The organism is Aquisphaera insulae, from assembly GCF_011064615.1.
In the GTDB taxonomy this organism is placed as follows: Bacteria; Planctomycetota; Planctomycetia; order Isosphaerales; family Isosphaeraceae; genus Aquisphaera; species Aquisphaera insulae.
Genome location: NZ_JAALJH010000003.1, coordinates 136,846 through 163,111, shown reverse-complemented (window position 1 = coordinate 163,111; position 26,266 = coordinate 136,846). Strand labels below are relative to the sequence as shown.

The 26,266-nt window shown below is 68.6% G+C and carries 21 protein-coding genes; 8 read left to right on the top strand and 13 right to left on the bottom strand.

The annotated features are described in order from the left end of the window. Positions 1-59: 59 nt before the first annotated feature. The gene (locus G6O54_RS02960) at positions 60-407 is read left to right on the top strand and encodes a VOC family protein (protein WP_165219993.1); all 348 of its coding nucleotides are present in this window, start codon (positions 60-62) and stop codon (positions 405-407) included. A gap of 60 nt (positions 408-467) precedes the next feature. After that, on the top strand, positions 468-881 hold the full coding sequence (locus G6O54_RS02955) for a Rossmann-fold NAD(P)-binding domain-containing protein (RefSeq protein WP_205678655.1): 414 nt from the start codon (positions 468-470) through the stop codon (positions 879-881). Between the two features lie 13 nt (positions 882-894). Here G6O54_RS02955 and G6O54_RS02950 read toward each other — a convergent pair whose 3' ends face one another. Both G6O54_RS02950 and G6O54_RS02945 read right to left on the bottom strand, forming a co-directional pair. Then, positions 895-1,605 carry a zinc metallopeptidase gene (locus G6O54_RS02950; protein WP_165219991.1) on the bottom strand — a complete coding sequence of 237 codons (711 nt, stop codon included), beginning with the start codon at positions 1,603-1,605 and terminating at the stop codon, positions 895-897. A gap of 123 nt (positions 1,606-1,728) precedes the next feature. After that, complete coding sequence (locus G6O54_RS02945) at positions 1,729-2,601, bottom strand: dienelactone hydrolase family protein (protein WP_165219989.1); 873 nt, start codon at positions 2,599-2,601, stop codon at positions 1,729-1,731. A gap of 379 nt (positions 2,602-2,980) precedes the next feature. Here G6O54_RS02945 and G6O54_RS02940 point away from each other — a divergent pair, with 379 nt between their 5' ends. Then, positions 2,981-3,649, top strand: a complete 669-nt coding sequence (locus G6O54_RS02940; protein WP_165219987.1) for a tetratricopeptide repeat protein — start codon at positions 2,981-2,983, stop codon at positions 3,647-3,649. A 30-nt stretch (positions 3,650-3,679) separates the two neighbouring features. Here G6O54_RS02940 and G6O54_RS02935 read toward each other — a convergent pair whose 3' ends face one another. The 7 genes from G6O54_RS02935 to G6O54_RS02905 form a co-directional block, all read right to left on the bottom strand. Further along, on the bottom strand, positions 3,680-5,101 hold the full coding sequence (locus tag G6O54_RS02935; RefSeq protein WP_165219985.1) for a monooxygenase: 1,422 nt from the start codon (positions 5,099-5,101) through the stop codon (positions 3,680-3,682). Between the two features lie 212 nt (positions 5,102-5,313). After that, positions 5,314-6,885 (bottom strand): permease, encoded by a 1,572-nt coding sequence (locus G6O54_RS02930; protein ID WP_165219983.1) that lies wholly within the window; start codon positions 6,883-6,885, stop codon positions 5,314-5,316. Positions 6,886-6,942: 57 nt separating this feature from the next. Next, positions 6,943-7,866 carry an AAA family ATPase gene (locus G6O54_RS02925; RefSeq protein WP_369432122.1) on the bottom strand — a complete coding sequence of 308 codons (924 nt, stop codon included), beginning with the start codon at positions 7,864-7,866 and terminating at the stop codon, positions 6,943-6,945. Between the two features lie 62 nt (positions 7,867-7,928). Continuing rightward, positions 7,929-10,235: a transglutaminase-like domain-containing protein gene (locus tag G6O54_RS37730; protein WP_165219979.1), complete on the bottom strand. Its 2,307-nt coding sequence runs from the start codon at positions 10,233-10,235 to the stop codon at positions 7,929-7,931. Between the two features lie 28 nt (positions 10,236-10,263). Continuing rightward, a complete protein-coding gene (locus G6O54_RS02915; RefSeq protein WP_165219977.1) occupies positions 10,264-11,532 on the bottom strand; it encodes a DUF58 domain-containing protein in 1,269 nt (422 codons plus the stop codon). A gap of 39 nt (positions 11,533-11,571) precedes the next feature. Next, a complete protein-coding gene (locus G6O54_RS02910; RefSeq protein WP_165219975.1) occupies positions 11,572-13,257 on the bottom strand; it encodes a sigma-70 family RNA polymerase sigma factor in 1,686 nt (561 codons plus the stop codon). 804 nt (positions 13,258-14,061) lie between these two features. Beyond that, positions 14,062-15,393, bottom strand: a complete 1,332-nt coding sequence (locus G6O54_RS02905; protein ID WP_165219973.1) for an IS701 family transposase — start codon at positions 15,391-15,393, stop codon at positions 14,062-14,064. A gap of 98 nt (positions 15,394-15,491) precedes the next feature. Here G6O54_RS02905 and G6O54_RS02900 point away from each other — a divergent pair, with 98 nt between their 5' ends. After that, entirely contained in the window at positions 15,492-15,788 is a 297-nt protein-coding gene (locus G6O54_RS02900; protein WP_165219971.1) for a MafI family immunity protein, read from the top strand. A gap of 74 nt (positions 15,789-15,862) precedes the next feature. Here G6O54_RS02900 and G6O54_RS02895 read toward each other — a convergent pair whose 3' ends face one another. Further along, positions 15,863-16,294: a hypothetical protein gene (locus G6O54_RS02895; protein WP_165219969.1), complete on the bottom strand. Its 432-nt coding sequence runs from the start codon at positions 16,292-16,294 to the stop codon at positions 15,863-15,865. 184 nt (positions 16,295-16,478) lie between these two features. Between G6O54_RS02895 and G6O54_RS02890 the strand changes: the two genes are divergently transcribed. Next, positions 16,479-17,540: a PP2C family protein-serine/threonine phosphatase gene (locus G6O54_RS02890; protein WP_165219967.1), complete on the top strand. Its 1,062-nt coding sequence runs from the start codon at positions 16,479-16,481 to the stop codon at positions 17,538-17,540. A 175-nt stretch (positions 17,541-17,715) separates the two neighbouring features. Here the strand turns inward: G6O54_RS02890 and G6O54_RS02885 are convergent, their stop codons facing one another. Then, a complete protein-coding gene (locus G6O54_RS02885) occupies positions 17,716-18,390 on the bottom strand; it encodes a choice-of-anchor E domain-containing protein (protein WP_165220150.1) in 675 nt (224 codons plus the stop codon). An 886-nt stretch (positions 18,391-19,276) separates the two neighbouring features. On the opposite strand from G6O54_RS02885, the gene G6O54_RS02880 reads away from it, so the two are divergent. Beyond that, complete coding sequence (locus G6O54_RS02880) at positions 19,277-22,906, top strand: SdrD B-like domain-containing protein (RefSeq protein ID WP_165219965.1); 3,630 nt, start codon at positions 19,277-19,279, stop codon at positions 22,904-22,906. 119 nt (positions 22,907-23,025) lie between these two features. Here the strand turns inward: G6O54_RS02880 and G6O54_RS02875 are convergent, their stop codons facing one another. Beyond that, positions 23,026-23,922 carry an RluA family pseudouridine synthase gene (locus G6O54_RS02875; RefSeq protein WP_165219963.1) on the bottom strand — a complete coding sequence of 299 codons (897 nt, stop codon included), beginning with the start codon at positions 23,920-23,922 and terminating at the stop codon, positions 23,026-23,028. 417 nt (positions 23,923-24,339) lie between these two features. Here G6O54_RS02875 and G6O54_RS02870 point away from each other — a divergent pair, with 417 nt between their 5' ends. Then, entirely contained in the window at positions 24,340-24,861 is a 522-nt protein-coding gene (locus tag G6O54_RS02870) for a hypothetical protein (protein ID WP_165219961.1), read from the top strand. A 252-nt stretch (positions 24,862-25,113) separates the two neighbouring features. Then, positions 25,114-25,437, top strand: coding sequence for a TMEM14 family protein (locus tag G6O54_RS02865; protein ID WP_165219959.1), 324 nt, complete (start codon positions 25,114-25,116; stop codon positions 25,435-25,437). Positions 25,438-25,444: 7 nt separating this feature from the next. Here G6O54_RS02865 and G6O54_RS02860 read toward each other — a convergent pair whose 3' ends face one another. Continuing rightward, entirely contained in the window at positions 25,445-26,200 is a 756-nt protein-coding gene (locus tag G6O54_RS02860; RefSeq protein ID WP_165219957.1) for a DeoR/GlpR family DNA-binding transcription regulator, read from the bottom strand. Between the last annotated feature and the right edge of the window lie 66 nt (positions 26,201-26,266).

Below are 26,266 nucleotides of genomic sequence, written 5' to 3'. Positions count from 1 at the left end.
TCATGCGGACCACGGCAGGGCGCCCTGCCGACAGTGGTGGCGAAAAGGAGGAGTCGTGGATGGCGTCCCCGATCGTGTTTTTCGACATCGCCGGGCCGGATGACGGCGCGTTGCGGGACTTCTATTCGGCCGTCTTCGGCTGGCAGCTCGACCCCTTCGGGCAACTCAAGGTGGAGGTCACCGGGCCCCTGTCCGGGGCATTCCGGAAGGATCCGATGGACAAACGGATCTACATCGGCGTGCCCGATGTCGCCGCGTCGCTCGCCGAGGTGGTGGCCCGGGGCGGCACGATCGACGCCCCCCGGTTCGAGGTCCCCGGCGTCGTGGTCCTCGGGCTTTTCCGGGATCCCGCGGGCAACACGATGGGCCTGGTCGAGATGGACGGAGAGAAGCCGAGGATCCCCTGACACCGCGGCCGGCGGCGCGGCTCGCCGGCGCGATTCCTCCGGAACGCGGAGATCGATTCGGTGACGAAACCCGCGGGCTACTCGGGCACCCCGCTCGCGCGGAAGCTCGGCATCGCGGCCGGCTCCCGGGTCGCGACCCGGCACGCCCCGGACGGTTATGAGGAATGGCTCGCTCCACTCCCGGCCGACGTCGTCTTCGGCACGAAGGTCGAGAGGACGACCGACCTGGTCCACCTCTTCGCCACCGAGCGGTCGGTCCTCGAGGAGGAACTGGCTGCGCTCCGTCCGGCGATCCGACCGGACGCCATGGTCTGGGTGTCCTGGCCCAAGAAGGCTTCCAGGGTCCCCACCGACATCACCGAGGACATCATCCGGGAGGTCTGCCTCCCGCTCGGGTTCGTGGATGTCAAGGTCTGCGCGGTCACCGACATCTGGTCGGGGCTCAAGCTCGTGATTCGCAAGGAGCTGCGATAGCCACGGGACCCGCTCAGACGTAGTCGTCATCCCGCCGGTTCGAGGAGGACGAGCCCATGGCGCGGAGGACGAAGTAGAGGAGCTGGAAGATGCTCGTGAGCGTGGCGGCCACATACGTCATGGCGGCGGCGTTGAGCACCTTGCCGACGACCTGGTCTTCCTCCGGGGAGATGAGGCCCGTCCTCTGGAGCTCACGCCGGGCGCGCCGGCTGGCGTCGAACTCGACGGGCAGGTTCACGAGCTGGAAGAGGACGGTGGTCGAGAAGAGGATGATCCCGGCCCAGATGAACAGCATCGAATGCGCCATCATGCCCACGATGAGGGCGACGAACGAGAGATTCGGCCCGATGCTGGCGAGCGGGACGATCAGGTTGCGGACCGTCATCAGCGGGTAGTGATGGGCGTCCTGCAAGGCGTGGCCGGCCTCGTGGGCCGCGACGCCGACGGCGGCCAGGGTGTTGTAGCCGTAGTTCGTCTCGGAGAGCCGGAGGACCTTCTTCGCGGGATCGTAATGGTCGGTGAGCTGGCCGGCCACGGGCTCGATGGGGACGTCCCGGACCCCCTCGGCCTGCATGATCGCCGCCGCGGCCTGGGCGCCCGTCGCGCCCGAGGAGGCTCGATAGCGAGAGCCCTCCCGGTAGGCCGAGGCGATCTTCGACTGGGCCCAGCCGGCGATCAGCATCCCCGGCAGCATCATCAGGATGTAGAGCGGATCGAACACCATGCGAGGGGCTCCGTCTCGTGACGCCGAGGTGGGAGCCTCGCGCCGGGAACGACCGGCGCGAGGACGTACCGCCCTCCATCAGGATAGGTGTCGCCGCGGCGGTTTCAAGCGGGGTGCCCCCGGTCAGGCCACGCCGTTGGCCTTGAACCAGGCGAGGAGCCGCTTCCAGCCGTCCTCGGCCTGCTCCTTGCGGTAGCTCGGGCGGTAGTCGGCGAAGAAGGCGTGCGGCGTCTTAGGATAGAGGACGATCTCGGCGGTCTTCTTCTCCCGCTTCAGCGCCTCGCGCATGGCCTCGACCGAGCTAACGGGGATGCCCCCGTCGTCCTCGCCGTAGAGGCCCAGGATCGGGGCCCCGATCTTCGCGACCACGTCGATCGGGCTCTTCGGGTGGAGGTCGTCGGCCCTGTCGACGAGGCGCCCGTACCAGGCGACGCCCGCCTTCAGGTCGGGGTTGTGGGCGGCGTAGAGCCAGACGATCCGGCCGCCCCAACAGAAGCCGGTGATGCCGAGCTTCGCCGTGTCCGCCTTGCCCGACGCCTTCGCGAACGAGACGGCCGCGTCCAGGTCGGACATGACCTGCTCGTCGGGGACCTTCGAGACGACCTTGCCGATGATGTCGCGGAAGTCCGTGAACTTCGACACGTCCCCCTGGCGGGCGTAGAGCTCGGGGGCGACGGCGAAGTAGCCGAGCTTGGCGAACCGGCGGCAGATGTCCTTGATGTGCTCGTGGACGCCGAAGATCTCCTGGACGACCAGGACGGTCGGGAAAGGTCCCCCTTCTGCGGGGCAGGCGCGATACGCCGGGATCTCGCCGTCCCGGACCGGGATCTTCACCTCGCCGGCGGTCAGGCCCTTCGCGTCGGTGGCGATGGTCTGGGCCGAGACCGGCTGCGTCGCGGCCGCGAAGCCAGTCGCCAGGGTCGTGACGACGAACCCACGTCGCGACACGTCCATCCCGCTCGTGCTCGTCGTCCTGTCGCGTTCCTCGGTCTGCATGGGTGGGGTCCTGCTGGCTGTTACTGGAGTAGCCTCATGGTCGATCGTTCTGATGCCGCCGCGCGGGTTAGGTGGGCCGTACGGGGCGTCGGTGGGTCACCATCTTATCGGGGGTTATGCCCTCGGGTCGACGGACTTTGAGATGGCTCGATCGTTAGTTCCCGCCTGGCGGGATGAGCATCGATGTCGCTGGGATCAGGTTCTCGAATCTGACCTATGATTCTCACGGCGAGATGTCGACGGCCGAAGCGCGGGGCGGTGCATTCTATCGTTCGGCGAGGGTCGAACCGGCGAAGATGCTGACCAGCATTTCCCCATCGCCGGTGCATCTCGGGACAGGCGCTGTGGGCCTGGAATTCCGCAATCGAGAGGTTCAGCGATGAATCTGCACTCCTTGAGGGCGTTACTGCTTCTCGTCGTGCTCGGAGCAACCTATCCGCTCTGGGAGCGAGACTCACGGACTCCCCGGCCCTCTCGTCTTGTCCAGGAGGCTGCGGCGCTGGGAACGAAAGGGGACCTCAAGGGGGCATCGGACCTGGCGGACCGCGCAGTCAGGGCGAACCCGCGCGACTCCATTGCGCTGTGCATCCGTGGGACAGCCAATCGGAAGATGGGCAAATATGCACAGGCGATTGCGGACCTCGACGAGGCCGTTCGCCTGAACCCCCGGCTCGCCGATGCCTACGTACAACGAGCATTCGCGCACCAGCAGGCCGGTGATGCCGGCGAGGGCGTCATTCTGCGGGATGTGAACCGTGCGATCGAACTCGATCCGTCGTCATCACTCGCCTACATTCTCCGTGCGAATGCCTACATGGCTCGAGGCCAGGAAGATCTTGCCCTCGCGGACTCCAATCGGGCGATCACGCTGAATCCCAAATCCTGGTCGGCCTATGCGAGTCGCGCCTCCATCCGTTGGGGCCGAGGGGCGACCGTCGGGGCGTTGCGCGACATCGACACAGCGCTGAAACTCGATCCCCCGGCGACGGATCGGGCTCAGATCTTCCGACTTCGCGCCATGATCGTGGACCGGGCCGTGAAGCAATAATCCTGGGCTAGGGGCGAGCGAATCTGCCGCTCACCGTCCCGCGCGGGCCGACTGGTCGCGGATGGTCTTCCGCATGTACTGCTTCGTGAGGATCTCGAAGAGGTCGTCCTGCTCGCCCGGCCGGGTCAGGTCCTGCCCCTTCTTGACCACACCGATGTACCCGACGCACATCTCGTCCCCGACCGATGGCCCCCAGCCCACGGCCTTCGGCGGGCTGTGCGGGTTCCTCGGGTGGGCGGAGTTGTCGTAATGGGCGACGAGCTTCACGATCGCCCCCTTCGGCAGCGTGATCGGCTTGTCGAAGTAATACGTGTTCTGCCAGTTCGGATCCCAGGCATCGATGTGCAGGAGGTCCTCGGTCCGCCCCCCCGGGAAGACGGCGAACATCCGGAAGGAGCGGCCGAGCTGGTGCATGTGGGGCGTCACGCCCAGGGCCTCGACGTCCACCGGGACGTTCCAGGTGGCCTTCACCTCCACGTCCGCCTGGCCGGCGGGGAGCTTGAAACGGTCGTTGGTGGCGTTGGCCCAGTGGAGCATCTGGCGGACCGGCTTCTTGCAGAAGTGCAGGCCCAGCCGGGTCCGGTCGGTCTCGCGCTTGCCGGTCGGGTGATAGTGGACCTGGAGCAGGACGTCGGAGTAGGCCGGGACGGGGCGGCCGATGCCGTCGGGGAGGTGGTGCACGGAGTTCCCCGCGGCCCAGCCGCCGAGGTCCCCCTCCACCGGGACGCCGGCGCTGGAATAGGAGGTGTAGCCCGGCCCGGGGTCGCTCGCGTCCTTATCTCGCCCCGCGCCGGTCGTGTCCAGGAAGGCCATCACGTGGTGGACCACCCGCCGGTTGCCGGGCTGGTACTCGACCGCGGAGATGGCGAGGTCCCGACGCAGGTTCGTCGGGATCACGAAGCATCGGTAGAGGTCCGGCCCCGAGGCGGGGACCTCGAACGGCTCGGTCATCTCGAGGATCATGTCCGGGGTCCCGAGCGCCCAACCCTCGGCGTACTTGACCGGCGGGGGGGCGTCCTTCTCGTCGCCCCGCGGGGCCCCTGCCATCGCCCAGGACTCGAATCGGGAGAGCTCCGCCGCCGTCAGCGACGGGTCATGCTTGAGCCGCGGCCCCTTGCCGCTCGCCGGCTGCCACGGCGGCATGGATCGATCGCCGGCCACCGAGGCGATGTCGTCGGCCCGCTTCTTCGCCTGTTCGTACGTCTCGAGCGGGAAGGGACCGACCTGGTTCGAGCGATGGCAGTGCATGCAGCTCTTCTGGAGGATCGGCAGGATGTCCTTCGTGTACGTCGTCGTCGAGCCGCCCACCCCCTTCCGGCCGTCCCGACGGGGCCCCGCCGAGTCGTCGGCCGCGGGGGCGCTGCTCTGGGCCGCTACCATCAGGCAAGCCAGGAGCGCAATCGCCCAGACGCCGCGGGGGGAGCGGTCCCCCCGGGGATCTCCGTACGTCATCGCGGTGTTTTCCTTTGGGTGCGGCTCGAAGGACGATCGGAGCCCCCGAGGGGAAATCGGGGGCGAGGAGACTCCTTCTGCAAGGGCACGCGCGTGATCGCGAGGCGGTTGCAAGAAGGAGCATGTAGGTCGGAGAAACGGTATCGACACCGCAGTTCCGATTCAAGCGGTACGGATCGTTTTCGACGATTTTCTTCGGATTGCGCGTGCGGTCAACGGACCTGAAATGCAATCCTGCAACGTTCGAGGCGATCCTGGATCTCGGGGAAACGACGCCGGGCGAGATCGGATCGTCCCTGCTCGAGATCGGACCGGAGCGAGCCCAGCCCCTCCTTCAACTCCCGGACCCGCCGCGACGCTTCGGGTCCGGGCGAGGTCAGGCGAATCCAGGCGCCGACCTCGAGCCGGCCCGCCTGGCGATCCCACAGGTCCAGGTGGTAGAGCGAGGCATCGGGGCTCGGGCTCCCGAGCTCGCCGTAGAAATCCGCCTTGATGATCGCCATGTCGCGGAAGGCGTCGGCCGGAGAGGGAAAGTAGGCGAGGAATCCCGCAGCCACGATCGCCGGGACTCCTGCGAGCATCGTCGCGGGGGCGAGCCAGGCCGGCAGGGGTCGATTCCAGAGGGCCGGCGCGTCCTCGACGCGCCCGGTCCGGCTTGGTCCCCCGATCGATTTCAGGCGTTCTCGAAGGGGCGGATTCCTCATGGCGAAGCCCACGCCGGACAGCAGGATCAGGAGGCCGGCGGCCGCCACATTCGCCGCGCCGGCCCGCGAGACGATTCGTCGGGCCGCCCTGGCGAGGTCGCTCGGGCCATGATGCCCGGAGAACGGGTTCGACAGCAGGTCGAAGTGGTCGTTGTCCTCGTTCGCCGTGCCGACCGGGGGCAACAAGCGATCGGCGATGGCGGCGAAGCCCAGCGTCGGGATGGCGACGAGCAAAAGCCAGGTGCCGGCGATCCGTCGGCCGTATTCCCGGCGGATCCAGGTCACGTGCCCGAGGGACATCCCCACCCCCAGGATCATGAGCACGACCATCGCGCCGGCCGATTGTCGGAACTTGATCATCTCCGGGACGATCACCATCCCCTGCTCCGGCGTGAGGTAGGACAGGGGGGCCGCCAGGGCCATCGCCGGGATCGCCATCCGGTCGCCCGCGAAGGTGGCCGAGGAGAGGAAGCTCGGAGACACGATCGCCGCGACGAACCCCGCGCCCAGGATCCCCGCGGCGATGTCGCCGAGCGCCGGCCCGGAGGCCGCGGCCGCCGCATTCGCGACCGCTGCGGCGATTCGGCTCGACCCGGGGGCGGGCGCCGCGGATTCCTCGCCGTCCGCGGCGGCCTCGCCCCGCCCGCGATCCTCGGGGGAGAAGTAGCCCAGCGCGATGCCGGCCCCGGCGGAGACGACGAACGTACCGAGCATGAGGATCGCGAGCACCCGAGGGCCCAGGTAGGACGCCCCGTAGGACAGGGACAGTGGATTGAGCGTCGGCGCCGCGATCGCGAAGGTCAGGATCGCCGGCGTGGTCACGCCCGCCCGCCTCAGCTCGCGGAGGATGGGCAGGACTCCCAGCGAGCAGACCGGCAGGAGCATCGCGGCCAACCAGGCCTTCAGCGGTGCGGGCCAGCGGCCGCCCTCGAACAGCGCTCGCCATCGGTCCGACCCGGCCAGCGTCCGCAGCGCCCCGGCCGTCAGGAAGCCGATCAGGAGGTAGGGCGAGGCATGGAGAGAGACGCGAAGGAGGCTCAGGAGGAATCCGAAGCCGATTGTTTCCGCCTGGGATAGCATCTGTCATTTGCTCCGGAGAAGGCGAGGTTTCGTCGTTCGGCCCCGAGGTCGATGCCCTCAGGCGGGGCCGTGCCCGGGATACACGGGCGCCGGCACGGAGGTGATCAACTCCTCGATCAGCCGGGGGGCGAGGTCGGGTTCGACGCCGAGGCGGGCCAGGAGCACGGGCTCGGCCACGTCGAGGACGTCATCCGGCGTGACGTAATTCCGGCCGCCCAGGAACGCCCTCGCCTGCGCCAGTCGCTGCCAGGTGAGGAGGCCGCGGGGGCTGACTCCCAGCGTCACCTGCCGATGCGATCGCGTGGCATGAGCCAGGTTGACCAGGTATTCCCGGACCGGGGGGCCGACGGCGACCCTCGCCGCTCGGGCCTGGAGCTCGCGGAGGTCGCCGGGACTCATCACGGCGGGATGGTGATGGTCGTCCCGGGCGGCCCGGCCGACATCCTCGGCCAGCATCGTCATCTCGTCCTGGCGGCCCGGGTAGCCGATCCGCAGCTTGATCGCGAACCGGTCGAGCTGGGCCTCCGGCAACGGGAAGGTCCCATGCTGATCCACGGGGTTCTGGGTGGCGATCACGAGGAACGATTCGGAGAGGACGTGGCGGATGCCGTCGACCGTCACCTGGCGCTCCGCCATCGCCTCGAGCAACGCGCTCTGCGTCCGCGGGGAGGTGCGGTTGATCTCGTCGGCGAGCAGGACGTCGGAGAAGACCGGCCCGGCGAGGAACTCGAATTCGCGGGTGTGCTGGTCGTAGACGCGGAAGCCCGTGATGTCTCCCGGCAGCAGGTCCGGCGTGCACTGGACCCTGGCGAACTTCCCTCCGATCGACGCAGCCAGGGCCCGGGCCAGCGTCGTCTTCCCCAGCCCCGGGAGATCTTCCAGCAGCAGGTGGCCCCGGGCCAGCAGGCAGGCGAGGACATGCTCCAGCACGGGCCCCTTCCCGCGGATGGCCGTGTTCAGGGCGAAGCGTATCTGGTCGATCCGCCGATCCCCGACCGCCGCACAGGGCGACTCGGCCGTGCGGTCGGTTCGGTCCCTCTCTCTCACTTCCGGGCGCAAGGGAAGTCCTCCTTCGTGTTTTCCGGCAATCGACGGCCGGCCGCGCGAAAGCGATCGAGCGTCCAGGCCCGGATGGCGTCGCGGCAGGTGGAGTCGGGGGGATCCTGGGCCGGGACTCCGTCCGCCGCATGGACCGCCCATCCGGCGAGGTGGATCAGGCGATCGAGCGCGTCGAGTGGCTCCCCGGCGGTCGCGAATCGCGGATACCAGCGGGCCGGCGTGAGTCCCGGCGGCCTCATCAGCCCGGCCCAGCGGGCACGCCGCTCGACCAGCCGGAGGGCACCGAGGATCCGCCGCCGGGGATCGACCCCGGGCCGGATGGTGTAGGCGAGCGTCGCCAGGGCGTCGAGGATCCGCGTCCGCCGGATCGCCGTCAGGACCGTGACCATCGCCGCGACGGCCAGCCCGATCGCATGCTCGGCGAGCCATCGACGGACCCGGGCCAGCGCCGTGGCCAGCCGATTGGACCACGTGTCAACCGGCGCGGCGAGGTCGTACCCGGGGGTCGGCTCGACGCAGATCCAGCAGGCGTCCGGCAGCCGCACCTCGACCCAGAAATGGACGTCCTCGCGGGCGACCGCCGTGTGCCGGGTCCGCGGATCGTACCGCGCCGGATCGGCGTACAGCCCGCTCACGACCCGGGCCGGATAGCCCAGCGAGCGGATCAGGACCGCGGCCGCCGAGGCGAAGAGGTAATCCGGCCCGCGGCGGGAGCGGAGCAGGAACTCCGCGACGATGTCGTCGCAGGTCTCGGGCATCGTGGCCGCCCGGTCGTGGACGAAGTCGCGCCGGAGCCGCGCCGTGATCGCCTCCACGCAAGCCCAACCGGACGGCACGCCGGTCGTCCAGGCCCTCGCCAGCTCGGCGACCTCGGCGTCGATGGAGTAGCCGTCGAAGTCGACGTCATGCGTCGGGCCGCCGGGGGACTGGCCGGCGAATTCCTGGGCATGCAGCCGGTCCCAGTAGACGGTGCGCGTCTCCGCCTCGATGACCGTCCCCGCCGGTACCGGCCGATCCGTCATCCGCAGGATGCCCGCCTGCGCCCAGCCGAAGAAGTCGAGGCGGTCCACGGCCCCGACGCGGATCCGGCAGGCGTGTGGCGGGATGGCCAGGGGGCTCGAATCGAGCGTCCCGATCTTCACCTGATGGGAGGCGATGCCCGCCAGATAGGGCGCCTCGCGCCACGGCAGCCTGAGCCACGAGCCGCCGGCCTCCTTCTCGGCGTCGAAGATCCGCCCGCAACACGGCTGCTCGCGCCAGGATGTGCCGTCGAAATGGCTGTAGGCGGCCAGCGGGAGGTGAAGCGGCGTCGCCCCCTTCACGTAGACCAGGGCCTCGGCCCCGTTCGTCCTCGGCCGGCCGGCGCGGGGCGAGGGCCTGCGGCGGACCGCGGCGAACTCGCGGCCGGCCCTGAGATTCTCGGCGGGGGGCTCCTTCAGCTCGCCGACATCCTGCGGCCCCATCGCAATCATCTTCTGATGCGGGCGAGGTTTGAAGGGTTCGCCGTAGGTTTCATTGAAGGCGTCGTAGAGGCTCGGCTTGTCCGTCTCCAGGTAGACGTCGCTGGCGGTGAAGCCGACCGACTGCGGGTGCTCGCTGGCCGCGACCTCGTTGTCGCCGTCGCCGACCCCCGACGAGGAGTCCGGGTCGCTCCAGCGATCGCCGCCGGAGCTCGGGATGAGACAGGCCAGGAAGTCCGCCGCTCGGGCCGGGGCCATGGCCAGGATCAGCCCCAGGCTCGCGGCGAGCCCCAGCGCGCAGGCGGCCGCGGCCACCTGCGGGATCCGGACGCCGGAATTCCCGTCGAGGTTCAGGCCCTGCCAGTAGACGCCCATCAGCCAGCCGATCCCCGCCGCCGCGAAGCCCAGCACGGGGACCATCACCGCCGGCCCGCCATCTCCCCCCACGGCCGTCGCGGCGGTCACGAGGAAGACGCTCGCCAGCGCCGCGGCCCTCGACTCGGCCCGGCCCCGTGACCAGGCCGACAGGCCCAGGACGAGGTTGCGAAGGGCCGCCAGGAGCGGGACCTCCGCCAGGTGGCAACGTCCCGTGGCGACGAGACTCCACGCCTCTCCAAGGAACGGCAAGGCGATCAGGGACAGGAGGATCCCGACCCGCGCCCGGTCCCTGCATCCGGCCAGATACCCTCGGTTGAGGGCCAGCGCGGCCAGGACGGCCGGCACGATCAGGCCCCCGATGGTCCAGATGAGTGCCGGCCAGCGCGAGCGGCCCGGCTCGACCATCGCCTGCTCGATCGCCACCGCGGCGAACGCCGCCATCAAAAGGGTCATCGCCTGGATTGGCGCGTCGGATTGCCGCTCAGCGTGCATGGCCGGCCACCCCCCTGGCACCACGAAGGCTCGAGGCGACGCGTTCGGGCCCCTCGATCCAGAGCCAGGGGGACACGTCGTGCGCCTCCGGCCCGAGGTCGATGGTCGGATCGAAGCCGCGCGTCGACAGCACGACCCAGAGATCGCCGCGCGACGGGGACGCGTCGCGGGCCGGTCGGAGGAGACCGAGGTCGGTCGTGATTCGGATGCACGCCTCATTCGGGGCGAGTCGGTGGCTCCTGGCCTGGGACTCGGCGAGCCGCGGGCCGGCGTCGAGTTGCAGCCTCGCCAGCGCGTCGAGGAGTGCGACCTGGCCGGAGCGGCCCGCGTCGGCCGTCGCCACGATCGTCCGCCCGCCGCAGGCGAGGGAGACATCCGCGCCGAGGAGGGCCCCCCGCTCCGCCAGGCTGGCTGCGACCCGGATGGCCCATTCCCGCGATCCCACCGACCCCTCGCCGGCGTGGACCTCGCGCCGCGGGTCCAGGTCGATTCGGATCCTGGGCGCGGCCGTCGAGCACGCCTCGCAGACGATCAACTCCGCCCGTCGGGCCGTCTGCCCCCAGTGGATGCGGCCGATCGGCTCGCCCCGCCGGTACGGGCGGACGCCCATCAGGTCGCCTCGTCCCCCGGCCCTGTCCCGGGGCGAGAGCCCCCGGCCATCGGTCCCCCCCGCGGCCTCGATGGCCAGGCCGACGGGGTAGGTCCGCGGCCAGACCAGTAGACGCCCCCGGACCTCGATCGGCCGGCTCGCCTCCCAGAGGCCGAACGGGAAACCGCAGGCCAGCCGAGGGACGCCCGAGGGATACTCACCCCGCATGGACGGGACGAAGTCGGCCCGGATCTCCGCCGTGTCGCGAGCCTTCACGCGGGGCAGCGAGACGACAGGGCCGGAGCCCTTGGCACTCCCGAAGTCCCCCACGACGGAGAGGCCCCACACGCCCCAGGGGAGCCGGTTCCGGATCCTCAGCCGAAACGTCGCCGCCTCCCCTTCCCGCCCCCGGCGACGATCGAACTCGATCGAGGCGGAAAGTCCGCGGATGCTCAACCAGGGCCAGGCCGTGCCGATCGCGGCGACCCCGGCCGCCCCCGCCGCGGCGACCAGCCCTCGCGGGTGGAGGAAGAGCCCGCAGAGCAGCGACGCCAGGCCCACCAGGCCGAGGCATCCCAGGGTTGTCCCCAGCCCGCGGCCGATGGCCGGGATCGCGGCGCGGACGATGGACGGGACATGCGTTCGCATGTTGATCAAGAAGATGTTCATTGTCTTTTCCGGAGTACCAGGGGGCCGTCGCCGCGGGCGTCAGTAGGAGTCCGCCGAGATCACCTCGCCGAAATTCCGGGTCGCCATCGCCCGCCAGGAGATGGGGTTGATCGAGGACTTGAGGAAGCGGACCGAGCCGTCCCCCATCAGGAAATTGGCGCCGCCGGGGTGGCGACTCCAGTAGTCCTCGACGTGGGCTTCCTCCTGGTTGATCGTCCGATTCCCGTCCTCCAGGCCGGCCGGGCCCATGACCTGGGTCCAGCATTCCTCCGGGGACGGATTGAATTTATCCGTCCCACCCTCGATGGCCGACGTCTTGCCGAGCCAGCCTCCGATCGATCGGGCCGTCCAGGTGACGTAGCTCAGGTTGTGGCTCCGCTCGCCGACGGCGATCGTGTTGCTCGTGCCGTCGGTGATCGCGGCGATCCGGGTGGCGCTGTTGCGGCGGAAGATCCCGGCCGGGCTTCCGATCGATCCCACGTTGGGGGCATCCGCCGGGCCCGAGCCCGCGCAGATCTCTCCGACGCCCCACATGCCGACGTAATTCCCCCGCGAGACATAGTCCACGATGTTCGAGCCCGTGAAGGTGCCCGGGTCGTTGGGATCCGGCGGGTCCGCAAGGACCGGGACCACCGACGGGCCGTCGTCGGACGGGCAGAGGTACACGCCCAGCGAGAGCGTGCTGCACGTGTCGTTCGCCCTGTAAGCGACGGAGAGGCTGAAATTGATCGCGTTGGAGACGTTCTGCTGCTCCATCTGGGCGAGGATCATGCTCCCCCAGGCCCAGCCCGGCCCCAGGTCGATCGAGGAGGCATTCTCCGCATCCTGATCGCAGGGATCGGCTATCGTCTTGTCGACCGCGCTGATGTAGCCGGGGGCGAAGGTATCGAAGGCCGAATGATAGTTGTGCAGGGCCAGGCCGATCTGCTTCAGGTTGTTCACGCACTGGGCGCGGCGAGCGGCCTCGCGTGCGGACTGGACCGCCGGGAGCAGCAGCGCGATCAGCACCGCAATGATGGAGATGACGACGAGCAGCTCGATCAGCGTGAAGCCGCGGGCGCGATGCGGGCGGGGCGTCTTCATGGTCTGGTCTTTCGTTGAGATTCGCTCTGTGTTCGGCATGCCGGTCGCCCCGGCCCGGCCGTCGGGCTCCGGATCGAAGGCCGATCGCAGGTGATTCCGCGCCCGGTTCAGCCTGGACCTTACCGTGCCGATCGGGATGCCGAGGGATTCCGCGATCCCGGCGTAGTCCATTCGCTCCTCGTTCCAGAGGCGGACGACCGCGCGCTGCTCGGGGGGCAGGGTCTGCATCGCGGCGTCGAGGTGGTGACGGAGCTCCGCGATCTGGGCCCGCCCCGACGGCTCGTCCCCGGTGCTGGCCTCGGACCTCTGCTCGCCCGCCCGGCGCTCGTACTTGCGGCGTCGGGCGCGCGTCCGGGACTGATGCAAACTGTGGAGGACCACCGCCCTGGCCAGCCAGCCGGACGGACGTCGCGGCATTTCGGGCTCGTTCCAGAGGGCGATCAGGGCCTCCTGGACGGCATCCGCCGCCTCGGCGTCATCGCCGAGGATTCGCCGCGCCAGGGCCTGCATGCGCCCGGTGATCGAGGATGCGGTGCGAGCGAGGGACTCGAATTCCGGCCCGTTTGCGGGCCGAGGCGAGGCCGGATGGCCGTGGGGATCTCCGTCCAGTCCGGCGAATCGCAGGGTCGTGAACAGGCTCATCGGTCCGTCTTCCCGTCGGTCGAGGTGCGCGCGTGTCTGGGGCGTTCCGGCTTGCTGCGGGTGGGGACGGCTCGCCGCCCGATCCCGCGGGACGATTTCGTCACGCCGCGGCCGTGCTGGACCGGCGGGACAGGATCTCGTCGCGAGGCCGTGCGGAATGCCGCCGAACTTCGAGGGAGCCGAGCCGCAATGGGGAGGGCGCGTTGGCGGGATCGGAGCGTCCCACGAGGTCAGACGACGATCGGGGACCGGGAGGGAGGGGCTCGAGACGATCGGAGCTGGACGGTCGTCCTGGCGGTGGGATCCGTATCGGGTGCCGATACCCACTCGCGGCGTCGCCAGGCGGTCTCGATGAAGACGTGAGGAGCCGTAAGCTGAGGCTGGCCCAGGCACTGGCAGATGGGGCAGTCGTCGCCTTGCGGATGAATGGCACCGGGGGGGAAGGCCGATTCGTCGGCCGCGGTGGCATCCGACCCGGGGGGCTCGTCATGCCCGGCCGTTCGCGAGAGGGCGGGAGAGTGTTCCCATCCCGGCATCCCGTGCAGGCAAGGTCCGCACAGCATCGCGACCGCATGGATCGCGATGAGGCAGAAAGCCGGCGTCGGACGAACGAGGCGGAACATGTCGGATGAGTGACTCTCAGGACCAATCCATCGGGTCGAAACGGGCCGGGGCGGTTAGGCTCCCCTGCCCGTCCGTCCGTGGACGAAAAGCCAACAAGGATATGTTGCCGCCCGGGTCGCGGAAGTTCCAGCGCATTTACGCGGCTCGGACTCATCTGCACTTTCCGTGATTCGCTGGATGTCAGGCGGCGAGACTCAGCAGCCGATCGGCCGCGGCCTGGATTTCCGCGCCGGTCGGCCCGGCCCGCATAATCGCGAGAATCTCGCCGGCCAGGATCTCGCGGCGCCAGGCCCGCCGCTTGTCGGCGTGGCTGGGGCGGCGCGTCGGCGAGTCCCACGGCGAGTCCGAACGGTCCACCAACTCCGCCTCCGACCGCTCCCAGGCCCACGCCTCGGTCAGGGTGAAGGTCCAGAGGCAGACGTGGAACGACCCGACGCTCGCGTGGACGAACCGGACTTGCTGTTTCCCCGCGCCGATGACTTCCTTCACTTCGCGGAAGGTGATCTCCAGGCTGAAGCGATCTGCGATCGTACCCAGGATGTCGGCAACGTTCGCCGAGGTATCGGTGCAGAAGTACGCCCGCCAGCCGGTCGGCTCATCCACCAGGACGACCCGGATCACGCCCCCGGCCGGCCGCCACGTCGCTAGGAACGTCTTGTACCGCTTGACCTCCTTGCCGTCGTAGATGTCGAACGCCCCCCTGGACCAGCCTCGCTTCTGGCCGGCCCGCTTGGCCAGGTCGATGGTGCGTTCGCCGTAGATACGCGGGCGGCCCCGTCGGCCCACAGGCCTCGGCCCGGGGACGGTCCGCAGGGCCGCGTCCTTGCGGAGCCGGCTGATGACCGTCATTCCCAGGGCGTTCGCCGGCTTAAGGAACTCCTTCTTGGCATACGCCCCGTCGGCCACGACCCAGATCGGCCTGCTCAGCAGGTCGAGCCGCGGCTTGGCCCACCGTAGCAGCTCGACGGCCAGCTCCAGCTTGGTGCGAAAGGCGGGCCGGTGCTTCGTGCCGATCGCCGGCAGATCCTTCTTGCGGACGTAGAGCCGCGAGGGCAGCGGCAGCGCGATCACGCCCCAGGCCTGATGCTTGACGAGCAGCGCGAGCACCACGAAGACATGACCGTAGACGTAGGGCGAGCCGGCCGGACCGGGGGGCGGATTATGGTGGATGCCGGCCCCCTGCAAATGCGGGCCGTAGCGCCGCGTCGGCGTATCGTCGAGGGCGAGCGTCAGCCGGCCTGGGCCCGCCGCCAGCGGCGCTACGACCTCGGTCAGCAGTCGTCGCGCGATCCGGTCCGCTCGCTTGCCGACGGCGGCGACGGCGATGTAGCAGGAGCGGAAGCGGCCGCTCAGCCCCGCGGCGCGGATCCACGTCGTGACGGTGCGCTGGCCGCGAGCCAGGGCCGCCCCGACGAACAGCGATGCGAGCCTCGGGGCCGATCGGCGGTCGAGTGCGGCGGCGAGCCAGGAGAACCACTGGCACGGCACGGGCTCTGGATGCGAGGATGTCATGGCTGGCTCCGTCCGGGGTGATGGGCTGGTGTGGTAACCTCCAGAGTTCCGGACGGGCTGGCTCTCGTCTACTTGTCGTTCGCCGGGCGCCGACGCCGATGCATCCTTACCAGCGGCAGATCGATCTCTGCGGCGAGGCCCTCGAGGCTGTACGCTCCAGCATCCCCCCCGATCTCTTCCGCGACGTCGACGACTACATCAACCGCTTCGACGAGTGGGGCTTGGGCATGGAAGTGCTGATCGATCAGCTCGGCGAGCTCGACATCGTGATCAGCCCCGAGCAGTTCGACCTGATCCGCGCCGCGATGGACTCGATAGGCCAAGGCGAGAGCGACCGACTCGCCCACCTCCGGACCCACGGCGTATCTCGCCCGCCAGAGTCGCCGGCGTCATGAACGCGACGCTCGTGATCTAGGCTTAATCTCCGCAATCATGAAGTTGCGGAAAGTGCAGATTCATCGCCGGATGCCTAATGGCCGGTGGCCCTGGGGGCGGCGGCGAACTCCGCCGCCGTCAGGGTGCGGATGGTCCGGCAATCCTGCATCAGGACGCCGCCCCCGCGATCGGGTGCCGACCTCGGGAAGGCAAGGATGGTGTCCCTCCGGTCCTCGGCCGGCGCCGAACCCCAGGCGACGACGAGCTCGCCCGAGTTCACCTGCTCGAGCGCGTTGGGCAGGCCCTGCCCGGGCCGCTTGCCCCGGAAGTCCTTCGCGTCCTTCGGGGCTCGGTGATTCTTCGCGTAGAAGTCCCGATAAGCCGCGGCGAGCTCACGGAGGGCTTGTTGGTCCGCAGGGACCGCCCCCGGGAGTTGAGAACCGCCGCACCCGGGCTGTGCGAGCATGGCGATCAGGGCCGGGAGGGCGAAGAGATGGGGACGGGCCCACGAGGTTCGTCGTTCCATGCGGGGAGCGGCTCCTGGAAGGGCGGGGCATGTTGCTCCATCCTTCATGGTTGCCGCCCGAGGATACCGGGTTCCGGGGATGGTCCGAGATCGGCCCGCAGCCGTCGCGCGGGGAGTCTACCTCGGGGTACCCTCATTAATATATAATCTCTCCGTGCATCTCCATCTGGGGAGGGAACGAATCATGTCGGCGACGCCGCTGAGCCTCGAGACGGCCGAGTTGGAGTTCCTGGTCGGCCCATACAGTTCCTCGGCCGAGGTCTCGCTCGAGCCGCCGAGCCGGATGATCCGGGTCAAGTACGGGGCGGTCAGCGATCCCGGCCGGGTCCGGCCGAGGAACGAGGACCATTACATGGTGGCGCGGGTCCGGCGGACGTTCGACGTGCTGGCCCACAACCTTCCCAAGGAGGAGCTGACGGAGTCGCTCGCCGAGGACGCCTACGTCATGGTCGTGGCCGACGGCATGGGGGGGATGAACGCGGGCGACGTGGCCAGCATGCTGGCGGTCAGCACGGGCGTCCAGCTCGCCGACCGCTCGGTCAAGTGGGGCTTCAAGATCAACGATCGCGAGGCCCGTGAGCTGCAGCGCCGGATGAGCATGTACTTCCGCCTGATCGACCGCAGGATCACCCGCAAGAGCGAGGAGAACCGCCGGTATTTCGGGATGGGGACCACGATGACGCTCGCCTACAGCGTGGGGGTCCACCTGTTCGTGATCCACGTGGGAGACTCCCGCGCCTATCTCTATCGCCGCGGCGAGCTCCGGCAGTTGACCCACGACCACACCGTCGCTCAGGCCCTCGCCGATGCGGGCCACATCGATCAGAGCGAGGTCCGCACCCACAGCAAGCGGAACACCCTGACCAACTACCTGGGGGGCCACCGGGGCCGGGTCAAGGCGGACGTCCTCCACCTCCAGCTCGAGGACGACGATCGCGTCCTCTTGTGCAGCGACGGCCTCAGCGACATGGTCGAGGATCCGGGCATCGCCGCCGTCCTGTCCGCCCACCCGGAGCCGGACGCCGCCGCCCTGGCCCTGACCCGGGCGGCCCTGGACGCCGGCGGCCGGGACAATGTCACGGTGATCGTGACGCGGTACGGCATGCCCTTCCCGTTCAGCTCAGCCGGACCCGCCGCCGAAACCAGCACCCTGGGCCGGGCCCCCGAGCCATCCGAGCCCGCGACCGAGGAGTTCGAGGCGAAGGACGCGACCGATGCAGGTCCCGGCAGGCTACCCGACGCCTGACGCCCGGGCTGCCGGTGACGCGTGGGAGTCGCCCTTCCTGGGCTTCCCTCGCGGCCCCGGCCCACAAGCAACCCAAGGCTGGTCTCCCGCGGGGGCGGGAGCCAGCCTTAATCCTGGATCTCAGGGGCCGCGAGGCGAATCGGGCGGGAAGCCGGCATCCTGCCCCGCGCGTGAATCAGGCGCAGGCCTTTCGCCGCCGCACCGCCGCGCCGCCGACCATGGTGCCGGCGACTCCCAGCAGCACGACCGATGACGGCTCGGGCACGGCCGGCGTGTACAGGTACTGCACCGTCACCGAGGCGATGCCGGTGGTGAGCTGGGCGTACTCGATGTTGCCGGTATTGCCCGTGTCGTGGGTGTCCGCCGTCGTGAGCACGTGGAAGGTGAACTCTCCCGGGCCCTTGAAGAGCGACAGGTCCGCATCGGACGTATACGTGAAAGACTTGTTGTCGGAGTCGGTGATCGGCGGGTCGATGTTGTATTGCTCATTGGCGCCGAGGGTCTTCGCGATCTGGATCGAGTTCGAGAGCACCTGCGTGCTGATCAGCGTCGAGATGCCCGCGTCGTCCACGACGTTGAACTTGAAGTCCATGGTCGACGTCCGCGTGTTCGATTGCGGGTCGGTGACGAGGTTCTTCCAGTATCCGGAGGCCCCCAACTGGCTATCGAGCCGGATCTTCACCTGGATCAGGTCGCCGAGCGCGGTGTTGAACTTCGGGAGCGCCTGGAGAAGGTCATCGAGCTCGGTGTAGGGGCCCACGTTGACGGAGTGTTCGTCAACCAGGGTGCCAGCCTGCGCCAGGGCCGGAGCCAGGAACAGGAGCGTTGCGAGTGCTGCGCGGTGGAACATGATGTCTCCTTGAGGATCGGGGGCGGATGATCGTGGGCAGGCTTGGGCGGTCGACCTCGGCCGCCCCTGCTATCCCGGCCCATGAATCTAGGACGGCTGACATCGGCGATCCAAGTACGTTTTCTTTTATCAACGGATGATGTTACTCTTTCGGAACGGTCCGCGCGTGGGGACCGCGGGATTCGGACATCCACTCGGATAGAGTAGGTGAGTGCCCCCGGAAATCCCGCCTGAGGCTCGAATTCAACGCGGGAGTGATTTCTGTCTTCATTTGTCAGGTTATGCCGGAGGCCGGGGTGATTTGGCATATCCGTGACGCAACGAATTGATAGGTCGTTGGTTGCGTCGAAACTCGGGGCGGGGTGGAGTCTCGGCCAGTGGCGTAAAAATAGGAATCGGATGGGATTGGGTGAGGAAGACCTTGTTCGCCACCGGCTCAGGAGAATATTACTCCATCGGGTGATGGCATCGTCAGGCATCGCTTGACCGCTTGCACGGTATCGGAGTGCGAGCTGTGGTAGTCGGGATCTCGCGAAGCGACCAGGTTCCGGTCCGGATCTCGGCCCACCATCCGCTCACTGCGTCGCAGCCACGAGCCCTCGTCGGCGAGCCGCCCCCTGTCGATAAGAATCCAAGAGACCTGATATAAATATAATTACAATGACGAATTTGTCGGCTCGTTGAAGCCCCCCCCGGGGTCTGCCCTCCGCCCGATTCACCCTCCGTGCCGCGGGGCTTTCGAGCCCGGCGAGGCCGGAGTCCGTGCAGACGCGATCTCGCCTCGATGGGATGGCCATGGACCCCGCGCAGAGGCGCGGGGTGTTGCCTCGCGGCCCCCATCCCGTTCGTGACGGCATCCTGGATTTTCAACCCTTCGGAGAATCTCATGGTTCGCTTGCAGCAGCCTCCCCTGTCACGGTCTGCGTGTGCCCAGCCTCGTTCAAGGTCACGCGGCAGCCATCGCAAGCGCCAGACACGGCCGTCCGTCGAGCACCTGGAGCAGATGCTCCTCCTCTCGACGATGACCATGACCCCGGACCCCGTCGTGATCGCGTCGCACACGACTCCTTTCACCGCGGACGTGGAGTTGCCGAAATTCAACCCGGCACTGGGGGTGCTCCAGTCGGTCAGGCTCTATGAGACCGTGAGCGTGACCGATCAGATCCAGTTGGAGAATCTCTCGAGGTTCGCCAAGACCATCTCCGTCACCGACAGCGGGGTGGTGACGCTCCATGCCCCCACGGACTCGACGAACTATCCCGACCCGCTCCTCAAGTCAGAGTTCAGCGACGGCGTCACGGACCTGACGCTGCCGGGATTCGACGGAGTCGACAATTTCGCCGGCGCGAGCGGATACACGGGCCCGGTCAACTCCTACAGCCTGCCGACCACCTCGGTGACCCTGGATAGCGCTTCCTACGACCTGAGCCCCTACATCATCCAGGGCGCCACCGATTCCACGGTGAAGCACCTCGAGACGGCCATCGCCAGCACTTCGTCCCAGGTGAATGGAGGAAGTTTCCATATCTTGATTCAAACGAGTGTCGGTGCCACGGTCGGCATCCAGTACACCTACATCCCCTACGGCAGCCTCGGCGACACCGTCTACCTGGACACCGATGCCGACGGTTACCAGGGATCCGGCGAGCCGGGGGTCGAGGGGGTCACCGTCGATCTCCTGGATGGGAGCGGCAATCCCGTCCTGGACTCGTCGAGCCAGCCGATCACCACGACGACGAATTCCAGCGGCAACTACCTCTTCTCGCAGTTGCTCCCGGGCGATTACAGCGTCAAGTTCGAGCTCCCCCCCGGCTATCAGTTCACGAAGCACACGGGCACCGACGCCACGACCGACCTGGATTCGAACGCCGACCTCGTCACGGGGAAGACCAACGTCGTCGCGATCGACGGGAATAGCAACCTGACGCTGGACGCGGGGCTGGTCCTCCCCGCGGCCCTGTCGGGCAACGTGTATTACGACGCCAACGACAACGGGCAGTTCGAGTCCACCGAAGCGGGCATCGGCGGGGTGCTGGTTAGCCTGTCGGGGACGGATTATCTCGGCAATTCCGTGAGCCTCTCGACCACGACGTCGTCAGCCACGGGGAGCGTCGGGGCCTACTCGTTCCCGAACCTGCTGCCCGGGACCTACACCGTGTCCGAGACGCAGCCGAGCTCCTACCTGGATGGGCAGGACACGGCCGGATCGAGCGGCGGGGTCACGACGGTCAACGACGTGATCTCGGCCATCACGCTCAACGGCGGCGACAACTCGGTCGACAACAACTTCGGCGAGCTGCTGCCGGCGAAGCTGTCGGGCTACGTCTACGCCGACGCCAACAACAACGGCGTGAAGGAGACGGGCGAGGCACCGATCCCGGGCACGGGGGTGACGCTGTACGCGAGCGACGGGACGACGGTGCTGGGTACGGCGACGACGGACGCGAACGGCTACTACGAGTTCCCGAACCTGCTGCCCGGCTCGTACGTGATCAAGGAGGCGCAGCCGTCGGGCTACCTGGACGGGCTGGACGCGATCGGTAGCCAGGGCGGGACGCCGGGCAACGACGTGCTGACGACGGCGGCGCTGGTCGCGGGCACGAACGGGATCAACAACAACTTCGGCGAGTTACTGCCGGCGAAGCTGTCGGGCTACGTCTACGCCGACGCCAACAACAACGGCGTGAAGGAGACGGGCGAGGCGCCGATTAGCGGCGTGACGGTGAAGCTGTACGACAGCACGGGGACGACGGTGCTGGGTACGGCGACGACCAATGCGAGCGGCTACTACGAGTTCACGAACCTGGTTCCCGGCTCGTACGTGATCAAGGAGACTCAGCCGTCCGCGTACCTGGATGGTAAGGACGCGATCGGGAGCCAGGGGGGGACGACGGGCAACGACGTGCTGACGACGGCGGCGCTGGTCGCGGGCACGAACGGGATCAACAACAACTTCGGCGAGTTGCTGCCCGCCACGGCCAGCATCTGCGGCACGGTCTGGTACGACTGCAACGCCAACGCCACCATCGACTCGACGGAGATGGGGCGGTCCGGCGTGACGGTCTACCTGGACGCCAACGGCAATGGCCAGCTCGACGCCGGAGAGACCTCGACCACGACCGACTCGAACGGGAACTACACGTTCACGGGCCTCGCAGCCGGATCGTACAAGGTTCGCGAGGTCATCCCGCTCTCGTTCCGGCAGTCCACGGCCAACCCGGCGACGATCACGCTGGCGTCCAATGGGAAGGCTTCGAAGGTCAACTTCGGGCTCACGGCCACGACGGACGGGATCTCGAACTTCACCGTGCTGGTGAACGGGACCACGACCTACGGCGATCTCCGCGGCAACACGAGCGCCGGGGACCTGGTGCAGATCACGTTCACGGTCGCGCCGGGCGTGGTCAACCTGCCCGTGAACCTGGTCTCGTACACGGCGCCGGATTCCTCCTTCGTCGCGTCGCATGCCTACCAGCAGAAGGTGTATGACGTGGACGGCGGGCTCTTCTCCACCGGGACGTACACGCTGACGGTGGTGAACCCGAACAGCTACTTCCAGGTCGACTTCGTCGTCGGCTGCGTGATCGAGACCCTCGGCGGCAGCGCGTGCAATTACGATGCGAACGACTTCTACACGCCGCAGGGCCGGTTGATCTCGGCCGACAATGGCGATTCGTGCGCCACCGCGCCGCTATCGAACCCGGGCGTGATCACCGGTACGGTCTTCCGCGACGCGGATTGCGACGGCAAGCTCGACAGCGGCGAGCAGGGCGTCGGGCCGGTCAAGGTCTACCTGGACACCAACAACAACGGCAAGTTCGACGCCGGCGAGTACGCGACGTTCACGCACCCCGACGGCAGCTACCAGTTCGGCAACCTCGCCCCCGGCACCTACCGGGTGCGGATGGTGACGCCGGCCGGGCAGACGAAGACCTCGACCGATCTGGCCAGCGTGAAGGTGACGGCCGGCTCGACGGTCGCCGGCGGCAACTTCGGGCTCAAGCTCGTCTCGGGCAACACGGTCGGCCTGCGGACGACGGAGAGCATCGACTGGTGGAACGGTGCGACGGGCCAGGCGCTGATCAAGGCCTTCGGCGGCAGCTCGAGCTCCACGGGCCTGGGCACCTGGCTCGCCACGACCTTCCCGAAGCTCTACGGCTCGGGCTCGTCGTGCAACCTGAGCGGCAAGTCCAACTCGTATGTCGCCAGCCGGTTCCAGTCGCTCTACGGCGCCAGCGGCGACAAGCTCGAAGCCAAGGCCATGTCGCTGGCCCTGTCGGTCTACGCCACCACCTCCAGCCTCGGCGGCGTCACGGGCATGTTCTACGGGTTCGCCGTCACGACCCAGGGCCTGGGCGCGTCGACGTACTCCGGCTCGACCATCCTGTCGATCCTGACCGACCTCAACAGCAGCGTCTCGGGCGGCAAGATCTACGGGAGCAGCAGCTCGCAGCGGACCTCGGCCGGCACTCTCCTCGACCAGGTCCTCCTGGCGGGAGACTCCGACCGGGCCTGATCGCCACGAAAATCCGATCGGGCGGAACCTTCCCGGCCGCCCGATCTCTCTCCCGGCCCCGGACGACCCGCAAGGATCGGCCGGGGCCGGTTCGCTTCGAAACGAGGGCGGATCGGCGATCAGGACGGGTTGCCGTATCGCTCGCGGAGCGTACCGAGCAGTCCGCCCAGGTCCGCCGGCAGCGGAGCCTCCGCGCGGATCGCCGTCCCGAGGGACGGATGGACGAGCTCCAGCGAGGTCGCGTGCAGCGCCTGGCGTCCGAAGGGGGCGGGGAATTTCGGCAGGCTCCGATCGCGATAGACCGGATCGGCCACGACCGGATGGCCGATCTCGGCGAGGTGGATCCGGACCTGGTGCGTCCGCCCGGTCTCGAGCCGGCAGGAGATCAGGCTGGCGACCGTGCCGAAAGTTTCCACCACCTCATAGTGGGTCACCGCCGAGATCCCTCGCGAGGGGTCGCGGCCCCTGGCAACGCCCCGGCGGCCGTCGCCCCGGTCCTCGGTGAGCGGCAGGTCGATCGTCCCGGAGGGCGTGAGGAACGCCCCCTCGACCACCGCCAGGTAAGTCCGCCGGACGGTGTGGGCGCGAAACATCGCCTGCAGGGGGCGAAGGACCTGGGGGGACGTGGCCACCAGGATCGTGCCCGTGGTGTCGCGATCCAGCCGGTGGACGATGCCGACGAACGGGCGCGACTTCCCACGCTTCTTCATCAGATAGCGGCCGACACGCTCGAGGAGCGTGTCCTTCTCGCGTTCCTGGGTCGGCTGGCTGAGAAGCCCGGCCGGCTTGTCGACGATCAGGAGCTCGGGATCCTCATAGAGGACGGAGAGGTGGCGGTCGTCGCCGCCGAATCGCGGGCGGTTGACGTCGAAGGCGACCTGCGAGTCGGGCCCAACCTCCCGGCCGGGATCCAGGCAGCGGGAGCCTTCCAGATCCACCTGTCCCTTCCGGACAGCCTCCGTCGCGGCCCTCCGGGACAGGCCGTATCGCTCGGAGACGAACTTGTCGATTCTCATGGGGTGAGTGCTTGGGGGCGTGATGTCGAATCTCGTGCCTGGCCCGGAGGGCGATTATATCGAAGTCGTGAATCGGCGGCTTCCTCAGACCGGATGCCGCGGGGCCGGATTCAGGTTGGCGGATCGGCCGCCGATACTTGAAGGGAGATCGCGCCAGCCCGCACGACCCAAATTGCGGAAACGCGAGGATTGACTGTTCTCAGGCCGGCGATCCGGCCGATCTGGTAACCAAGCAAGAAGCCCGACGACCGCACCATGCGGCGGGGGGGCTGGCCGTCGCGTGGACGGGCCGGGCCTCCCGGACTTAGCCATCGCATCCGGTTGGGCGGGAACAGGATCAGGACTTTCCACGGCGGTGGATCCTCCCACTCAGGATGGGTGGGCGGGCCGTCGGAGATGCCAAGGAGGGTGGAAACGATGGGGTTGCCCCGCAGGAAATCGCCGCGAGGCGCCGGCAGCCGCCGGCTGGCGCTCTGGTCGGCGCTGGCGATGGGCGGAATCTTGCCCTCGGTCGGCTGCCAGGTGGAATACGCGGGCATGACGTTGCCTTCGGGCAAGTACATGCACGACGACGTCCAGTACTTCCCCGCCGGTCCGGAGTTCCCCTGGGCCAACACCCAGGCCGCGACCCAGCGGGCCCGGATGCGGGCCATGGGGATTGAGCCCCCGGCGCCGGAGACGAGTTCCCCGACGGTGGGCGCGGGGACCATCCCGCGGCTCCAGAATCTCCAGGGTCGTCCGACTGACACGAACGCGGGTTCCTTCGGTGCCGACCCGAGCTCGATGAACCCGGCCCCTGCGCCTCCCGCGCCGGGCATCCCGGGCGGTCCGACCGTCCCCGCCGGCGGCGCCCCTCCGGCCGGTGCCGCTCCGGCCCCGGGCGGTGCTCCTCCGGCCGGCGGCAACACGCCCCCGCCCCCGCCGCCCGGCAACGGATAAGCGGCTTCGAGCCTGCGGCGTCGTCGCCCCGAGGATCCGGGATCCGGGGCGATCCGCGCCGCATGGCCGACCGCTCGGGCTGCGACGCGTAAAGTGCGGAACGGGACGATCGTGGGTGACGACCCGACCAGGCAGGACGGGCCGTGACCTCGCTCGATTCCCGTTCCGCGTCTTTATGCGCCCGCCGATTGACGCCCGCCGGCGCCGCCCCTAGAGTGATTGCGAGATCCGTCCCATCAAGAGTCTCGCACCATGATCACTCCGCTCGCGATCCAGATCGTCCTGGGAATCTATGCCGTACTCCTCGCCGTCGGCGGGGTCATGGGCTACGTGAAGGCCGGCAGCAAGCCGTCCCTGATCGCCGGGCTGGCGAGCGCCGCGCTCACGGCCCTTGGCGTGGCTCTCTCCTTCGCCTCCCCGGTCCTGGGGCTGGGGTTGGGCCTCTTCGTGGCGGTCGCACTCGTTTACGTGTTCGGCCGGCGCTTCATGCAGACCCGCAAGGTGATGCCCGCCGGGATGCTGGCCATCGTCAGCTCGCTGGTCGCCTTCCTGGCGGCCCTGGCCCTCGCCGGCTGAACTCCGCTCAGGCCACCACGATCTCCACGCCCAGCTCGCGGAGCGACTGCATCACCTCCGGCGACGCGCTCGGATCGGTGACCAGGTGGGTGATCCGGCTTGCGGGGATCAAGAGGTAGGGGGCGACGGTCCCCAGCTTCTCCCCCGCCACGACGACGATCACGCGGCTGGCGTGCTCGACCATCGCTCGCTTCACCTCGGCTTCCTCGCCGTCATAGATCGTCACCCCCGCCGCGGGGTGGACGCCGGCGGCCCCCATCACGCACGCGTCCGGGCGGATCATCCGGTAAGCGTCCACCGCGGCGATCCCCACCGTCGCCCGATACCGCTTGATGAGCCGCCCGCCCACGACGACGCATTCCGCGCTCGGATGCGCGGAGAGCACCTCGACCGCCGGCAAGCTATGGGTGACCACGGTGAGCGCCAGGTCGGCCGGCAATCGTTCAGCCACCGCCAGCGGCGTCGTCCCGCCGTCGATCACCACCACCTCCCCGGGCTTCAGGAGGCGGGCCGCCGCCTCCCCGATCTCCCCCTTCGCCTCGGCGGATTCCTTCTCGCGTTCGGCGTACTCGATCGACGTCGGCGACCGCGGCAAGGCCCCGCCGTGCACCCGCTGCAAGAGTCCCGCCTTGTCCAGCTCCCGGAGATCCCGGCGGACCGTGTCCTCGGACACCCCTAGCCGTTTACTCAGGTCCGAGGCGAGGAGCTTCCCCTCGGTCTTCAACACGTCCAGCAGCCATCGCTTACGTTCGGCGGTCAGCATGGAGAGGCCTCCCGGTGATGCCCGGAGCTTAATCGTTTCTGCACGAGATTGCAGCATCCCTCTTGT

Bases quoted from the DNA above. Each gene is read 5' to 3' on its own strand.
- G6O54_RS02960 (WP_165219993.1), top strand. From the start codon at position 60: ATGGCGTCCCCGATCGTGTTTTTCGACATCGCCGGGCCGGATGACGGC.
- G6O54_RS02950 (WP_165219991.1), bottom strand. From the start codon at position 1,605: ATGGTGTTCGATCCGCTCTACATCCTGATGATGCTGCCGGGGATGCTG.
- G6O54_RS02945 (WP_165219989.1), bottom strand. From the start codon at position 2,601: ATGCAGACCGAGGAACGCGACAGGACGACGAGCACGAGCGGGATGGAC.
- G6O54_RS02940 (WP_165219987.1), top strand. From the start codon at position 2,981: ATGAATCTGCACTCCTTGAGGGCGTTACTGCTTCTCGTCGTGCTCGGA.
- G6O54_RS02935 (WP_165219985.1), bottom strand. From the start codon at position 5,101: ATGACGTACGGAGATCCCCGGGGGGACCGCTCCCCCCGCGGCGTCTGG.
- G6O54_RS02930 (WP_165219983.1), bottom strand. From the start codon at position 6,885: ATGCTATCCCAGGCGGAAACAATCGGCTTCGGATTCCTCCTGAGCCTC.
- G6O54_RS37730 (WP_165219979.1), bottom strand. From the start codon at position 10,235: ATGACCCTTTTGATGGCGGCGTTCGCCGCGGTGGCGATCGAGCAGGCG.
- G6O54_RS02915 (WP_165219977.1), bottom strand. From the start codon at position 11,532: ATGAACATCTTCTTGATCAACATGCGAACGCATGTCCCGTCCATCGTC.
- G6O54_RS02910 (WP_165219975.1), bottom strand. From the start codon at position 13,257: ATGAGCCTGTTCACGACCCTGCGATTCGCCGGACTGGACGGAGATCCC.
- G6O54_RS02905 (WP_165219973.1), bottom strand. From the start codon at position 15,393: ATGACATCCTCGCATCCAGAGCCCGTGCCGTGCCAGTGGTTCTCCTGG.
- G6O54_RS02900 (WP_165219971.1), top strand. From the start codon at position 15,492: ATGCATCCTTACCAGCGGCAGATCGATCTCTGCGGCGAGGCCCTCGAG.
- G6O54_RS02895 (WP_165219969.1), bottom strand. From the start codon at position 16,294: ATGGAACGACGAACCTCGTGGGCCCGTCCCCATCTCTTCGCCCTCCCG.
- G6O54_RS02890 (WP_165219967.1), top strand. From the start codon at position 16,479: ATGTCGGCGACGCCGCTGAGCCTCGAGACGGCCGAGTTGGAGTTCCTG.
- G6O54_RS02885 (WP_165220150.1), bottom strand. From the start codon at position 18,390: ATGTTCCACCGCGCAGCACTCGCAACGCTCCTGTTCCTGGCTCCGGCC.
- G6O54_RS02880 (WP_165219965.1), top strand. From the start codon at position 19,277: ATGGTTCGCTTGCAGCAGCCTCCCCTGTCACGGTCTGCGTGTGCCCAG.
- G6O54_RS02875 (WP_165219963.1), bottom strand. From the start codon at position 23,922: ATGAGAATCGACAAGTTCGTCTCCGAGCGATACGGCCTGTCCCGGAGG.
- G6O54_RS02870 (WP_165219961.1), top strand. From the start codon at position 24,340: ATGGGGTTGCCCCGCAGGAAATCGCCGCGAGGCGCCGGCAGCCGCCGG.
- G6O54_RS02865 (WP_165219959.1), top strand. From the start codon at position 25,114: ATGATCACTCCGCTCGCGATCCAGATCGTCCTGGGAATCTATGCCGTA.
- G6O54_RS02860 (WP_165219957.1), bottom strand. From the start codon at position 26,200: ATGCTGACCGCCGAACGTAAGCGATGGCTGCTGGACGTGTTGAAGACC.